At 73.9% G+C, this 14748-nt stretch carries 13 protein-coding genes; 2 read left to right on the forward strand and 11 right to left on the reverse strand.

The window, feature by feature from the left end; genetic code table 11:
* The coding region (locus ACZ6W9_RS35825) for a hypothetical protein (protein WP_470121733.1) at positions 1-273 on the forward strand (273 nt) is incomplete at its 5' end.
* Positions 274-418: 145 nt separating this feature from the next.
* Here ACZ6W9_RS35825 and ACZ6W9_RS35830 read toward each other — a convergent pair.
* The 3 genes from ACZ6W9_RS35830 to ACZ6W9_RS35840 form a co-directional block, all read right to left on the reverse strand.
* A complete protein-coding gene (locus ACZ6W9_RS35830) occupies positions 419-1849 on the reverse strand; it encodes an O-antigen ligase family protein (protein ID WP_470121735.1) in 1431 nt (476 codons plus the stop codon).
* Positions 1850-1959: 110 nt separating this feature from the next.
* Complete coding sequence (locus ACZ6W9_RS35835) at positions 1960-2631, reverse strand: hypothetical protein (RefSeq protein ID WP_470121737.1); 672 nt, start codon at positions 2629-2631, stop codon at positions 1960-1962.
* Between the two features lie 60 nt (positions 2632-2691).
* Positions 2692-3717 (reverse strand): hypothetical protein, encoded by a 1026-nt coding sequence (locus ACZ6W9_RS35840; protein ID WP_389962664.1) that lies wholly within the window; start codon positions 3715-3717, stop codon positions 2692-2694.
* A gap of 432 nt (positions 3718-4149) precedes the next feature.
* Between ACZ6W9_RS35840 and ACZ6W9_RS35845 the strand changes: the two genes are divergently transcribed.
* Positions 4150-5277 (forward strand): acyltransferase family protein, encoded by a 1128-nt coding sequence (locus ACZ6W9_RS35845; RefSeq protein ID WP_389962763.1) that lies wholly within the window; start codon positions 4150-4152, stop codon positions 5275-5277.
* Positions 5278-5402: 125 nt separating this feature from the next.
* On the opposite strand, the gene ACZ6W9_RS35850 is transcribed toward ACZ6W9_RS35845, so the two are convergent.
* The 8 genes from ACZ6W9_RS35850 to ACZ6W9_RS35885 all read right to left on the reverse strand — a co-directional run bounded on the left by ACZ6W9_RS35850 (position 5403) and on the right by ACZ6W9_RS35885 (position 14731).
* Entirely contained in the window at positions 5403-6329 is a 927-nt protein-coding gene (locus tag ACZ6W9_RS35850) for a glycosyltransferase family 2 protein (protein WP_389962667.1), read from the reverse strand.
* 36 nt (positions 6330-6365) lie between these two features.
* Positions 6366-8093: an oligosaccharide flippase family protein gene (locus ACZ6W9_RS35855; protein ID WP_470121740.1), complete on the reverse strand. Its 1728-nt coding sequence runs from the start codon at positions 8091-8093 to the stop codon at positions 6366-6368.
* A 160-nt stretch (positions 8094-8253) separates the two neighbouring features.
* Positions 8254-9411: a hypothetical protein gene (locus ACZ6W9_RS35860; protein WP_389962672.1), complete on the reverse strand. Its 1158-nt coding sequence runs from the start codon at positions 9409-9411 to the stop codon at positions 8254-8256.
* Complete coding sequence (locus tag ACZ6W9_RS35865; RefSeq protein ID WP_470121742.1) at positions 9408-10667, reverse strand: DUF4910 domain-containing protein; 1260 nt, start codon at positions 10665-10667, stop codon at positions 9408-9410. Before ACZ6W9_RS35865 ends, ACZ6W9_RS35860 begins: the two co-directional genes overlap by 4 nt.
* Before the next feature lie 200 nt (positions 10668-10867).
* Positions 10868-11926, reverse strand: a complete 1059-nt coding sequence (locus ACZ6W9_RS35870) for an NAD-dependent epimerase/dehydratase family protein (protein ID WP_389962678.1) — start codon at positions 11924-11926, stop codon at positions 10868-10870.
* Positions 11911-12585 carry a PIG-L deacetylase family protein gene (locus tag ACZ6W9_RS35875; protein WP_389962681.1) on the reverse strand — a complete coding sequence of 225 codons (675 nt, stop codon included), beginning with the start codon at positions 12583-12585 and terminating at the stop codon, positions 11911-11913. The genes ACZ6W9_RS35870 and ACZ6W9_RS35875 overlap by 16 nt, the downstream gene beginning before the upstream one ends.
* Positions 12582-13499, reverse strand: a complete 918-nt coding sequence (locus ACZ6W9_RS35880) for a sugar phosphate nucleotidyltransferase (RefSeq protein ID WP_470121745.1) — start codon at positions 13497-13499, stop codon at positions 12582-12584. Before ACZ6W9_RS35880 ends, ACZ6W9_RS35875 begins: the two co-directional genes overlap by 4 nt.
* Positions 13496-14731, reverse strand: a complete 1236-nt coding sequence (locus ACZ6W9_RS35885) for a methyltransferase domain-containing protein (protein WP_389962687.1) — start codon at positions 14729-14731, stop codon at positions 13496-13498. The genes ACZ6W9_RS35880 and ACZ6W9_RS35885 overlap by 4 nt, the downstream gene beginning before the upstream one ends.
* Positions 14732-14748 lie beyond the last annotated feature (17 nt).

Here is a 14748-nt window from a genome sequence, read left to right on the forward strand (position 1 = left end):
GACATCACCGCACCCATCTTCCTCACCGACGACCAGATCGTGAACGCCACCGTCACCGACAACCTCATCATGGGCGGCACCTACAGCATCCAACTCAAGAACGCCCGCGGGCAGCTGGTCGTCCGCGGCAACAGGCTCGTCGACCACTCGTGGGTCTACGGGCCCGTCGAGGCCGACTGCGCGAAGATCGACTGGTCGGGAAACTCGCTGGTCACCATCGACCAGAACTACCGCGTCACCTCGACCGTCGCCCCGCTGCCCTGCCACGGATGACGGCGACCGGACGGCGACCGGACGGCCTCAACGGCCGCCCGCGCCGTCCGGACGAACGCACCGTCCGGCCGTGAACCGCCCGCGCCACCCCCCGGACACGAACCACCCGCGCCACCGGGCATGAACCGGTCGCCCCCGGGTGTGCTCAGCGGCCGCCGGTGCCGCCGGGAACGCGCAGCGACTCCCTGGCCGCGCCGCCGGTGCGGGCGGGCCACCGTACGGCGCCGGTGTCCTGGCCCGCGTCGTGGCCGGAGGCGCGCGGGCGCGCCTCCCCGGCCGCGGTGCGCAGCAGCGATCCGGAGGCGCCGATCAGCAGGAACGACAGGCCCGTGACGGTGGCGAAGGACAGCAGGTCGAAGGTGGCCGCCCCGACCAGCGGGACCACGAGGCAGGCCGCGAGGGTCAGGCCGAGGTCCCGGGTTGCGGGGTCGGCGCTCAGGTGACGGGCCCGCAGCCCCGAGTAGATCGCGCACACGAACAGCGCGACGACCACCGTGACGCCGATCAGCCCCGTCTCCACCGCCGACAGCAGGTACTGGTTGTCGAAGACCTGGTACTTGGGGGCGTACCAGGTGCCGGCCCCGCGTCCCAGCAGCATGTGCCTGGAGACCTCGTAGGCGGCGACGTCGTAGTCGTGCGTGCGGTAGCGGACGCTGTCGTCGGTGCCGGCGTTGGCGAACAGGTTGTAGAAGGTGCTGATGAGTCCGGGCGCCGTGAGCCGCATCAGCGCGAGGAACGCCAGCCCGACGAGCACGGACTGGATCCGCCGCCGGGCCGGCCAGCCGAGGAACAGCACGACCCCCACGGCTCCCAGGCTCAGCACCGCCGACCGGGAGACGGAGAACATCAGGCCCGCCCCGATCAGGGCGGCGCACGCCCACCAGCGCAGCGCTCTCCGTCCCAGCCGCCGGGCCTGGAAGCCGTAGTGGGCGGCGAGCGGGAGGAGCATCGCGCACACGACACCGAACTCGATCGGGTGACCCGTGGTCGCGGCGACCCGGCGGAAGTCGGACCTGGCGGTGACGAACCCGTCCTCGGAGGTGTAGCGGAGGATCGGGAGCTGGAGGTACCGGGTGAGGTCGAGGTCGAGCAGGAACTGGCAGGCGCCGATGACCGCGATGACCGCCCCCGCCACCACCGCGGTCTTCAGCACGAGGTCGAGGCGGTCGGCGCCGCGCACCCCGTCGCACACCATCAGCGCGAGCCCGGCGCCCGCCACCAGCAGGATCAGGGCGCGGTCGGCGAGGTTGAGCTCGTCGGAGGGCAGGTAGCCGTAGGTGGCGTACCCGTAGGAGACCACCATCGCGGTCAGGTGGACGAACAGCGCGGTGCGCACCGGCGTGCGGCCCTTGGCCATCCCCAGCGTGAGGGTGAAGTGCGCGCACAGCCAGCAGACGGCGGCGACCAGGGCCAGGATGTTCGCCGGGGTCAGCGACAGCGGCAGCCCCCGCAGGACCAGCCGGGCGGGGACGATCATCAGGGCCACGACGAAGAAGCAGACCAGGGTCGCGCCGTCGGCGCGGCGGCGGGCCGGCGGAGCGTGCACCGACGCGTCCGGGACGGGTACGGCGGGCACGGCCGGAGCGGAGGCGGCGCGCACCCCCGGAACGGACCCGGCGGGAGCGGACCCGGCGGGCGCTTCCGAAACGGATCCGGCGGGACTGGAGGCTGAGGCGGGGACGGTCGTCACGAGGCCGGTCCCCGCCGCCGGGCCGCGCGGGCCCGGGCGAAGCTCTCGGTCCCGAACGCCGCGCACAGGCTCGCCACGACGCCGATGCCCACCGCGGCGGCGACGCCCCGCAGCTTGCGGGTCCGCTGCGGCTCGGGGGTCGTCGCCGGCACCGCCTCGTAGGTGGTGATGTACGTCGCCTGGGGGGCCTTCACCGCCCGCTGCCGGTTGGCCAGTTCGAGCTTGACGCGCGCGAGGACCCGGTTCACGATCTCCCGCGCGCCGTCCGGCGACGGGCTCTCCCCCTCGACGAAGAGGTACGGGCCGGTGGCCAGCGACTCCAGGTTGTTGCTGCCGTTGGTGACCTTGTAGGAGGTGTCGGCGTCCTCGGCGACGCCCAGCTCGGCCGCCATGTCGGGTGTCGCCATCACCGCGATGAGGATCGAGGCCGAGACGTTCAGTCCCTGCTCGAAGTTGAGCATGGGGTTGGTCAGGCCGTTGGGGTAGCGCGGGTTGCTCGGCAGGCTCCCGCCGGTCACCGGCGTGGTCAGGATGAGGACCGCGCTGGAGATGTAGGTGGTGGGAATCGTCGAGTAGACGCCCGCCGCGACGGCGAGGGACAGCACGAAGGCCGGGGCGGCGGCGTACCAGCGCCGGAACAGGACGAGAACCGTCCCCCAGAAGTCCATGCGTTTCCTCTCGAACCGGGACGGCGGCGGGTGGCGTGGGGCCCCACCGGCTCGTCCCTCCTACTCCTCGCCGCGACCGCCGGCGCGCGTGAAGACGACCGTGTCCGTCGCCCGCTCACCGTGGTCGTCGTCGAGGTCCCCGTCGAAGTCCTCGGCGAAGTCCTCGTGGTCTCCACCGAGGCCCCCACGGCCCGCGTGGCCCCCGCCGGGAGGCTCAGGCGGTTCCTCCTCGTCCAGTACCACCACGAGCTGCGCGGGCTCGTCGTGGAACGGTCCTTCGGCGGAGCCGCGGACGTCCTCCGGCGGATACGGCGAGTACGGCGGGTACGGCGGATAAACGGTCAGGGACGGCTCCGCGCCGGCCACCGGGGCCGCCGCCTTCGGGGAGGGCGGGCCCGCGGAGAACGGGCCCGCGGGTGCGGCGGCACGGCGCCGTCTGCTCGCCCGCGCCTCCGTCACGCCGTACGCGACGCCGAAGCCGACGGTCAGCACCGCGAACAGCACCCCGCCCGCGGCCATCAGCTTGCTCGTGATCTTCGCTTCCGGGGTGGACGAGGGCACGACGTCGACGACCGAGATGAAGGTGGAACGCGGGGCCCTGAGCGCCTGCTGGCGGGTGAGCAGTTCCTTCCGGATGCGCTGCTTGGCCTTGAGGACCACGCTCTGGGCCTCGGCGGCGGACCGGCTCCGCACCTCCACGTAGACGAACGGGCCGTTGGTGCTGATGCCCAGCAGGTCCGGGTTGGTGCGTCCGTCATTGATCGTGATCTCGGTGGTGCCGCCCTGCACCAGGCCCAGTTCGGCCGCGACCTCGGGGGTGTTCATCGACAGGATGAGGATGCCGGCCGTGACACGCAGACCGTCACTGAACTGCAGCAGCGGGTTGGTCAGCCCGATCGGCCTGGTCGGGTCGGCCGGGAGCGTCCCGCCGGTCGCGGGGGTGGTCAGCACCATCGACGTGGTCGAGACGTAGGTGGTGGGCACGAGGTTGAACGCCAGCGCGGCGGCGACGAGCGACAGGACGAGCAGCGGGGGGCCGATGAATCTCCGTCTGACCAGAGCGAAAACGGCCTTCCAGAAATCCATAGGTCTCCGCCCCTATTTGTGCCGGGGCGTCACCGGGCCCCGAGACAATACAGTCACCAATCGGAAAACGCGGGTTCCTCGTTACGTCGGTCGGCTGGGAGACCATTCCGGTCGGCATCCCCTTCCCGGATGTTACGTCTGGCGACCATACAGCGATAGACCCGTCGACAGGCCAAAAAAGGCCCAGATAACGGGGCCGTGCCGCCCGGGACGGGGGTTGATCGGATGGGGGCCTCGCCCGGGGACGACCAGGACGGATCGACCGGGCCGGGTCCGGCCGGAGCGTCGGTGGCACCGGTCCGGGCGGTGAGCCGGGGAGGCCCGGGACCCTCGGAGGCCGCGACCCCCACGGAAGCCACGGAAGCCACGGAAGCCACGGAAGCCACGGAAGCCACGGAGTCCGCGGCGGCCCGGCCCGGGGAACGCGGCCGGCTGCCGGGGCTCGACGGGATCCGCGGCGTGGCGGCCCTGTTCGTGCTGGTGCACCACTGCCGGCTGCTCGCCTTCCCCGGCTATCCCGCCGACACCGGGCCGGGCTGGCTCTCCTGGCTCGTCTACGGCCACTTCGCGGTGGTGGTGTTCATCGTCCTGTCGGGTTTCTCGCTGGCGGTCTCCCCGGCTCGGTCCGGGTGGCGGCTGGGCGGCGTGCGCCGGTTCGCCCGCCGCCGCGCCTGGCGCATCCTCCCGCCCTACTGGGCGGCCCTGGCCTTCAGCCTGGTGGTCGCCTGGACCCTGGTCCCCCAGCCCGGGGAAGGGACTCCCACCGCGAAGTCGGTACTGGTCTACGGCCTGTTGCTGCACGACGTCTTCGGCGCGCCGAGCCCCAACGGCGCCTTCTGGTCCATCGCCGTGGAGGCGCAGCTCTACCTGGTCTTCCCCCTCCTGCTGCTGGTGCTGCGCCGGGCCGGCGCGTTCGCGATGCTCGCGGCCGTCACCGCCGTCGTGGTGGCGGTCGGACTGCTCGCCCCCGTGTCGCACCCGGTGGGCCTGCTGCTCCGGCTGACCCCGCAGTTCGCCGGGCTGTTCGCGGCGGGTGTGGTCGCGGCGGGCGTCCTCGCCGCCGGGGAGCGCGTGCGGCGGTTCCCCTGGCACCGGGTGGCGGCGCTCGCCTGCGTCCCGGTGCTGGCGCTGGTCGTCGCGCGCGGCCCCGCCTGGACCGTGGAACGTTACTTCTGGGTCGATCTCGCGCTGGGTCCCGCCGTGGCCCTGCTGCTGGCGGGGGTGGCGACGGGCCGCCCGGCCGCGCTGGTACGGCTGCTGGACACGCGGCCGGTGCGGAGCCTGGGTTCCTTCTCCTACACGCTCTACCTGGTCCACGCGCCGATCGTCGTCACGATCCACCGGCTGGTCGTCGCCCCGCACGTGCCCGGCGGCGTCCCGGCGTTCCTGGTCACCCTCGCGGTGGCCGGGCCGGTGAGCCTGGTGGCGGCCCGCTCGTTCGCGGCGGTCTTCGAGCTGCCGTTCCAGCGTCACCGCGGCTGGCCCGCGCTGCGCGAGGCGATGCGGGGCCGGATGTCACGGGCGCGCGCGGCGCTGCGTCCCGCCCCCGAGCGCCCCTGACGCCTTCGTCCCGACCACCCCGCCGGTCCTTCCGGTCCGTCCCGCCGGTCCTTCCGGTCCGTCCCCGCGCCGAACGCACCCGGCGTCCTCGCCGGCCCGGACGAGCCCGCCGTACGGCGGCGCCGTCACGGGTGCGGGCCGGCCGCCGGACGCCCGGCGACCCGGCCGGAGGTGACCAGGTTCGCCGCCATCCGTGCGAGTCTGCGTCCACGCCGGGCCGCGACCACGCGCTGGCGGCGCGCGTACATCCGGTGCACGGCGGCCCGCGCGCGGCGGAGCCGGTCGTCGGTGAGGCCGCTCCGGTCGAGCCAGCGCAGCAGCTCGCGGTACTGCAGGGTGGAGGAGAACCGGGCCTGCCAGGCGGGCACGTCCAGCCGGCGGGCGATCGTCCCCATCCGCTCGTGCTTCCAGTTGCGGTGGGCGAGCAGCTCGGGCACGTGCCCCCACGGCCCGGCCAGCGCCAGCTTCGCCGCGAACACCTCGTCCTCCCGGAGCATGTTGCGCCGGGGGATGCCGACCGCGACGGAGCGGCGCATCAGCCCGTAGAGCGGGTCGATCAGCAGGTGGCTCTCGTTGAGCAGGCGCAGCATCTCGGCGAACCGCTCGACCGGGTCGTCGGAGCGCAGCCCGGTGCCCTCGTAGACGCCGGTCCGGGTGGTTCCGTCCGGGTCGGTGTAGGCGACCTGAGTGGTGACCAGGATGAGCCGCTCGTCCTCGGCGAAGGCCCGCAGCGACCGGGAGACGCATCCGGGCTCCAGCCGGTCGTCGTCGCCGACCCAGCGCAGGAACTCGCCCCGGGCGAGCCGCCCGACGCCGATGAAGTTGTTGAGCAGCCCCACGTTCTCCGGCTGCCGGTGGTAGACGATCCGGTCGTCGGCGCGCGCCAGCTCCCGGCAGATCTCCTCCGTGCCGTCCGTGGAGGCGTTGTCGCAGATCACCAGCTCGATGTCCGGATGGTCCTGGGCCAGCACCGACCGGACCACCCCCTCCAGCCGCGCGGCGCCGTTACGCACCGGCAGCCCGACGGACACCAGCGTGCCGGGACCGGTCATCGCTCCTCCTCAACTCGATGGGTTCGGGGCCCGGCGTCACCGGGCGGGGTCCGGGGGTTCGGCGTGGGTCAGGGGTCGGGCGTGGGCCGGCGCTCCCGGACGGGAGCCGGATGATCGGACGGGCTCGGCGTGGTCGGAGGGTTCGGCGTGGGCCGGCGTTCCCCGGCCCGGACGGCGGGACCCGGCGGCCGCCGGTCCGGCCACCCGGGCGGCGAGCCTTCCCAGCTCGGCCCGCGGCACGACGAGGAGCACGAAGACGAGCGTTCCCGCGCCACCCGCCACGCAGAGCCGTACGAACGGGACGTCCGGGGTGACGTGCGCCAGCGCGGTCATCACCGCCGCCGCCAGCGCGCCGCTCAGCAGCGGCCGCACCAGGGCGGAGGCGATCGGGGCGATGGCCACTCCGGCCCGGTGCAGGACGAGCGCGGTCAGCGGCAGCGCCACCAGCAGCGCGACCGCCGCGTGCGCGACCGCCGCCCCCCGGATGCCGTCCAGGCGCGCGCCCGCCATCAGGGCGGGCACCAGCACCACGGCCCAGCCCAGGTTGAGCCACACGGTGGACCGGGTCGCGCCCATGGCCGCGAGGATGTCCACCGCCAGGGCGGCCAGCATCCGCACGACCATGAGGATCGCGAGGAACCGCAGCACCTCGGCGGCGGGCGCCCAGCGCTCGCCGTACAGGAGGACCACCACCGAGGGGGCGAGCGTGCCGAGCACCACGGCGATCGGCAGGACGACGGAGACCAGCAGCGGTACGGCCCGCCCCACCCCCCGCGACAGCGACTCCCGGTCCTCCTCGGCCAGCCGGGAGAAGCCGGGCAGCGCGACGTAGCGGATGGCGGTGCCGACCAGGCCGGGCACCCAGCTGGAGATGTTGAAGGCCAGCAGGTAGAAGCCGAGCGGGGCGGCGCCGAGGGTGTCGCCGACGATGACGGAGTCGGCGTTCAGCAGCACCCCCTCGATGCCCAGGCTGACGCACAGGGGGAGTCCGAACACCAGGAGCCGGCCGGCGGCCGCGCGGTCCAGCCCGACGCTGATCCGCACCCGGGCGAAGACGACCACCAGCACCCCGGTGACGGCGGCGCCGGCGAGCTGGCCCCAGGCGAAGCTGTAGGCGCCGGCGCCCGCGGCGGCGAGCCCGATGGTCACCGGGGCGTTCACGCAGAAGCCCGCCAGGTTGGCCCGGGTGAGCCGGTCCTGCTGGAACCTGCGCATCAGCGCCGCGCTGCGCACGGCGGTCAGGCCGTAGACGAGGTTGGTGGCGCTGAGCACCCGGATCACCCCGGTGGCGCCCTCGTTGCCGGACATCTCCGCGAAGTACGGCGCGACCACCCAGAAGACCCCGTACAGGGCGACGCTTGAGGCGATGGCCACGACGGTCGCGGTGGGCGCGATGTCCTCCAGCCGGCCCCGCCACTGCACGACGGCCGCGATGACGCCCGCGTCGTTGACGTAGAGGACGAACTGGCTTGCGGCCAGCGCGATGGCGTAGACGCCGAAGTCCTCGGGCACCAGCAGGCGGGCGAGGACGAGGCTCATGGTGAACGAGCCGGCCTTCATCACCAGGTTGCCGAGCACGCTCCAGCGCAGCCCGCGCCCCGCCTGCCTTCCGATCTGCCCGGCCTGGCCGCCGCCCGGATCCGCAGTGTCCGAACCGGGGTGAACCTCCTCCCGGAGCGCGGGGCCGCCGTCCGAGTCCGCGGCTCCGCCGGGCCGCCCGGGGGCGACGCCGGTGGCCGGCGCCGCGCCCTGACCGTCTTCCATCTCTCGCCTCTCACCGTCCGCCCACCGGCCGACGCCCTTCTCCGGCGTACGGCGGGCCAGGCGGATCGCTCCCGGGCCGGTTCCTCGCAGGCCGGCCCCTTTCCGATCGGATCCTCCCGGCCTGTTCCTCCCAGGCCGGTTCCTCCCAGGCCGGTCCCTCTCAGGCGGGTTCCTCGACCCGTTCCAGCCAGATCTCCCGCCAGAACGGGATGAACGCCCGGGGGCAGCTCACGGTGTAGGCGCCCGCGCAGACGATGCCCTCGAGGACGATGCAGGGGCTCTTCATCGTGAGCATCCGGCCGGTCCGCTCGTCGATGCAACGGTCCACCCGGGACAGCACCCGCGCGGTCCGCCCGCAGTACCGCGACATCTCCTCGTCGAACCCCATCCCCCGGTTGAGCCGGTCCTGGTTGAGGGTCCTGAGGATCTCCGCCTTCGACTTGATCCGGACGAGCTCGCCCGGTCGCAGGCCGAGGGTGGCGCCCGGCGTCGCGCCGGTGAGCCGCCCCGCGACGAACCCCCACCGCATGCCGTCCCGGAACCGCAGCCATCGGGGCAGCTTCCGGCTGCGGTCCTGGACCCGGTTGAAGATCCCGATGAGGAGGGCGCGGAGCACGAACAGCGGTCCCGCGTTGCCGGTGCGCACGTCCATGACGTACTGCCGGACGTCCTTGAGCGGCAGGCAGGACGGCGCGGCGCGCAGCATCTCGGTCCCCTGGCAGGAGAACCGTTCCTCACCGTCGGGACCCGGCTCCTTCCTGGCGGCCGCCTCAAGGAGCGGCAGCAGGCGACGCCCCGGCGCGGGACCGGGCGGCACGGCCGGCCCCGAAGCGGCCCCGGACGGCGCGGGCCCGGACGGCACGTCCGAGCCCAGGGCGCCGAGCGCGGCGAAGGAGCCGTCCCCCCGCTCCGGTACGGCGGCGCCGGGCGAGGCCCCCACCGGATCGGCGGGGGCCCCCGGTTCTGGAGGGGCGTCGGGGTCGATCCGTCTGAGCCACGCCTCCTTCCAGTACATGAGGCAGGCCGTCTGGCAGCCGCCGTGCGCGCCGCCGTCGCAGCGCGCGCCGGTGAGGTGGACGGCGCGCTCCATCCGCCGCATGCCGCTGCGGCCGATGGTGTCGCACACCTTGTGCGCCACCTTGTGCACGGTGAGCCGCCGCCCGCAGTAGGCCAGCATCTCCGGCATGAAGGGCAGGCCCTCCAGCTCGCCCCGCTCGTCCAGCGTGGCCAGGATCTCGGCCTCGCCGCGCACCTCCACCAGATCCCCCACCCGGAGGCCGAGGGCGCCCGCGTCCGGGGCGGTCCGTGTCGCCGTCATCCCAGCTCCTTGAGCAGTCCGGCGTCGCGGAGGTCCCGCGCCGCGTCCTCCACCACGTGGAACGGCAGGCCGGACCGTTCCGCGACGTCCAGCAGGCCGTGGTCGCCGTCCGAGAGGTTCAGCACCCACAGCATCGCCATCTGCGCCTGTTTCGCGTCACTTCGCCCGCCCAGCGAGCCGTACAGGCCCCTCCTGCCGAGCTGCGGCTCGCCGTACGGGCTGAGGTTGAGGTACCGGCGGTCGCCCTCCAGCACCCGGGTGATCTCCCAGCAGGCTTCGAGGGTGTCGGCCATGGCCTCCGGCGTCACGAAGCCGGGGTCGTCGCCCGAGGTGTGGTACTCGGGGTAGCCGGCGTACGGCGTGCGGGTCAGGCAGCCCACCGGCAGGTCGAACCCCGGGGAGCAGAACTGCCGTTCGTCGTAGCCGTACGGGGAGAAGTCCACGACCTCGTGGGGCCGGCCCGAGGCGCGCAGCACGTGGGCCGCGGCCCGGTCCACGGCGGCGCCGCCCCGCCTGCTGCGCTTGTAGGTCAGGTGGCCGCGGTCCCCGGCGCAGGCCAGCACGAGGCCGTGCCGGATGTTTCCGGCGCGCTCGCGGTTGAGGGCCAGCCAGGTGATCGCGCCGATGGTGCCGGGCGCGAACAGGAAGCGGTAGGTGTGGCGGGGGTCGGTCCCGGCCAGCCGCCGGGCGAGGCGGGTGGCCACCGCGATGCCCGCGAGGTTGTCGTTGGCCAGCGACGGGTGGCACACGTGGCAGGAGACGAGCACCTCCTCGGAGGTGCGGCCGGGCACCACGTGCTCGCCGTAGGTGAGGTGGCCGTCGGCGAGGGTCGAGTCGATCCGGACCTCGTAGCGGCCCTCCGGCAGGGCCGCGAGCGTGTCCTCCGGAAGGCAGAAGCCCCAGGTCTCGGCGTAGTAGCTGGTGCGGTACGGGGTCAGGCCGGGCTGCTCGGGCAGCGTGTGCAGGTGGGGGCGCAGCTCGGCGAGGGTCATGGAGGCCGACACCGGGACGCTGTATCCGACCACGTGCAGGTTCGACGCGGCGAAGTCGACGACCCTCCTGCCGGAGGCGTCCTTGACGTAGGCGTCGCGGATGTTCCACTCCTTCGGCACGGTCCAGTCGAGGACCTGCGTCCCCGTCGGGACCTCGCGGATCCGGAGCGGGACGCTCTCGCCGACGATGTCCAGGGTCCGGCGCACGCCGTCGCCGGTGATGCTCCGGCACAACGGATAGAGCCGCTCGACCAGGGCGTGCATCTCCCGGCCCTCGTCCCCGGCCGTGCCGGGTGCGTCCGGCCGGGCCGGTCCCGCCGGATCGGATGAGCCGGTCCGGGTCGTTCCGGCCGTCCCCCCCTCGTCGTCGGCCTCCCGCCGGGTTTCGGGCCCGGCGGTTCCGGGGGCTCCAGGGGTTTCGGGCCCGGCGGTTCCGGGGGCTCCGGGCCCGGAGGTTCCGGCGGTCATCGGCGGCCGTCCCTCGGCCGGAGCGCGTCGCCGGCGACCGGCCGGAGCGTGTCGTCGACGGTGCCGGCCGTCCGCCGGTCCGCCAGCCGGGACAGGCGGGTGAAGCGCCGCTGGAAGTCGTGCCCCGTCAGGCCGTGCCGCTCGTAGGACTCCACCAGCTCGGCCGCGCCCGCCTTGACCGTCCAGCGCGCCTGGTAGCCGGGCAGCGCGGCGCGCACCCGGGAGAAGTCGACCCGGTAGGACCGCGGGTCCGCCCCGGCCTCGCCGGTGATCACCAGCCGGGAGCCGGGCACCGCCTCGGCGACCTCGGCGGCGATCTCCGACACCCGCACGTTGTTCTGCTCGGTGCCCACGTTGAACGCCCTGGCGTGCACCGCGTCCCTGGGGGCCGTCAGCGCCAGGACGAAGGCGTCGGCGATGTCGCGGGCGTGCACCAGCGGCCGCCACGGGGTGCCGTCGGACAGCACCCGGACCTCCCCGGTCAGCAGCGCGTGCCCCACGAGGTTGTTCAGCACGATGTCGGCCCGCAGCCGGGGCGAGAAGCCGAACGCGGTGGCGTTGCGCAGGAACACCGGGCTGAAGTCGCCGTCGGCCAGCTCGGCCAGGTCGTCCTCGACGCGGACCTTGGACTCGGCGTACGGGGTCACCGGGCGCAGCGGCGCGTCCTCGCCGACCAGGTCGTCGCCGCCGGAGGCGCCGTAGACCGAGCAGGTGGAGGCGTACAGGAACCGCCGCACGCCCGCGTCGCGGGCCAGCCGGGCCAGCCGTACCGACGCGTGGTGGTTGATCTCGTAGGTCAGCTCCGGCGCCAGCGAGCCGAGCGGGTCGTTGGACAGCGCGGCCAGGTGGATCACAGCGTCCACCCCGGCCAGTTGTGCGGCGGTGACGTCCCGCAGGTCGGTCAGGTGCCCGCCCGGGTCGGCGGGCGCGGGGCCCAGGACGCAGTCGGCGAACAGCCCGGAGTCCAGGCCGGTGACCTCGTGACCCGCCCCGGCCAGCGCCGGGGCCATCACGCTCCCCAGGTATCCCTGATGCCCGGTCAGCAGCACCCGCATCGCGTCTCTCCTCCAGCCAGATCAAGGGTCAGCTTGTTTACGTGGAACGCCTCGGCGTAGCGGGCGTGGCATTCGATCCCGCGGATGCGGGCCAGGCCGAGGAACGCCTCCCTGTCGTACCAGGGCCGCCGGCGCTGGGAGGGGTAGTGCTCGTGCAGCAGGGACGCCTTCGCCTCGGCGACCTCCGGGGCGAGCGGCTGGTAGACCGACGGCCGCCCGAGGTCGCCGTCCCATTTGACGATCTCGTAGCCGAGCACCTGGTGGTCGCGGAAGGCCGTGGGCACGAGCTTCGCCAGACCCCGGTGGTCCTGGTGGGCGTCGCCGGGGTGCGGCGCGAACAGCAGGTCGGGGTCGGTCCGCGCGCGCAGGTCCTCGACCGCGTCCTTGGCCTCGTCCCAGTGCGCGGGCAGCCGCCCGTCGGGCAGTTTCAGCACGGTCAGCCGCAGGTCCGCGCCGGGGCAGAAGGCCGCGAGGGCGGCGTGCTCCTCGTCCTCCCGCTCGGTGCCGCCGCCGGAGAGCACCAGCGCGTCCACCCGCAGGCCGGGGCGGGCCGTACAGAGGGTGAGCAGGGTGCCGCCGGCGCCGATGGCGAGGTCGTCGCAGTGCGCGGCGAGCAGGGCGATCGCGCCGTGGCCCGGCGGCGTCCGGAATCCGATCACGGGGTCCGCGCCCCCGGTACGGTCCCGGCGGCCGGCCCCTCCGGGGCCTCGGCGGCCGTACCGGCTGTGGCTCCGACCCCCGCCGGCACGGCCGCCGCGGCCCGTGGGACCGTTCCCGGCGGAGGCGGCGGCGTGCCGGGTTCGCGCTCCCACAGCGCCCACGGCCGATCGCCCCGCGAGTACGCCTCGTCCAGGGCGACCCGCTCCCGCACCGTGTCGGTCGGCCGCCAGTAGCCGCGGTGCGGGTAGGCGAGCAGCCGGCCGCGCTTGGCCAGCTCGGCGCAGCCGTCCGTGACGAGGTCGCCGCCCGGCGGGATGTGGTCGAAGACCTCCTGCCGGAGCACGAAGTACCCGCCGTTCACCCACAGCGGCATCCGGCTGACCGGGGTGATGCCGCCGACCAGCCCGCGCTCGCCCATCTCCACGCAGTGGAAGGTGTCCGCCGGCGGGACGACCATCATCGAGGCGCCCGCGCCGGAGGCGGTGAAGCGGTCGATGATCTCCGGCAGCGGCGCGTCGGTGAGGACGTCGGCGTAGTTGGCGAGGAACATGTCGTCGCCGCCGAGGTGGTCGCGGACCCGGCGCAGCCGTTCGCCGATGGGCGAGTCGATGCCGGTCTGCACGAACGAGATCGACCACTCGGAGATGTCGGTGGACAGCAGCTCGACCCGGCCGCCGCGCAGCACGAAGTCGTTGGAGGTGGTCTCCTCGTAGTTCAGGAAGAAGTCCTTGATGTGGTGCGCGCCGTAGCCCAGGCACAGGACGAACTCGGTGTGCCCGAAGTGCGCGTAGTACCGCATCACATGCCAGATGAGCGGGCGGGGACCCACGAGCTGCATGGGCTTGGGCACGTCACCGGGGGTCCCGCTGCGCATCCGCGTGCCGTACCCGCCACAGAAGAGGACGACCTTCACGGCTTCACCTCGACGATCTCCAGTCTCGGGATGGGGAAGACCAGCCGGCCGCCCCACTCGCCGACGAAGGACAGCTGGCCGGTGAGCTCCTCGCGCAGGTTCCACGGCAGGACCAGCACGTAGTCGGGCCGGTCCTCGGCGATCCGCTCGGGCGGGTGGATCGGGATCCGCGCGCCCGGGGTGAACCTGCCGTGCTTGTAGGGGTTGCGGTCGACGGTGTAGCGGAGCAGGTCGGGGCGGACGCCGCAGTGGTTGAGCAGCGTGTTGCCCTTGCCCGGCGCGCCGTACCCGACGACCGTGCGGCCCTCCTCCGCGGCCCGCAGCAGGAACCCCAGCAGGTCGCGCCGGACGCGGGCCACCCGGTCGGCGAACTCGGCGTACCCGGCCAGCTCGTGCAGGCCGGCGGCCTTCTCCTCGGCGAGCGCCTCGGCCACCCGCTCCGACGGCTCGCCCGCCGCCTCCTCGGGGCGGGCCCACAGCCGGATCGAGCCCCCGTGGGTCGGCAGCCGCTCGACGTCCACCAGGGCGAGGCCGCCCGAGGCCAGGGCGCGGCGGGCGGAGGCGACCGTGTAGTACTGGAAGTGCTCGTGGTAGATCGTGTCGTACTGGTTCAGCTCCATCAGCGTCAGCAGGTGCTGCACCTCGATCGAGACCCACCCGTCTTCGGCGACGAGCGCGCGCAGGCCCCTGGTGAAGCCGACGACGTCGGGGATGTGGGCGTAGACGTTGTTGGCCACGACGAGGTCGGCCGGCCCGTGCCCGGCGCGCACCTCCGCGCCGGTCTCCGGGCCGAGGAACGCCTCCATCGTCGGCACGCCGCGCTCCCTGGCCGCCCGCCCGACGTTCGCCGACGGCTCGACGCCCAGGCAGCGGATGCCCCGGTCGACCACGTGCCGCAGCAGGTAGCCGTCGTTGCTCGCCACCTCGACGACGAACGAGCCGCCGTCCAGCCCCAGCCGCTCCGCCGCGTCGTCCACGAACCGCCGCGCGTGCTCCACCCACGACGTCGAGTAGGACGAGAAGTAGGCGTACTCGGTGAAGGTGTCCTCGGGGGTGATCAGCGGCGGGATCTGCGCCAGCCAGCAGACGGTGCACACCCGCAGGTGCAGCGGGTAGGTCGGCTCCGGCTCGTCGAGCCGGTCGGCGGTCAGGAACCGCTCGCAGGGCGGCGTCGCCCCCAGGTCGACGACGCCGGCGAGGCTCGTCGAACCGCACAGCCGGCAGGTTGTCATTCGTTACGCTCCCTCGC

Source organism: Streptosporangium sp. NPDC053982, from assembly GCF_055585205.1.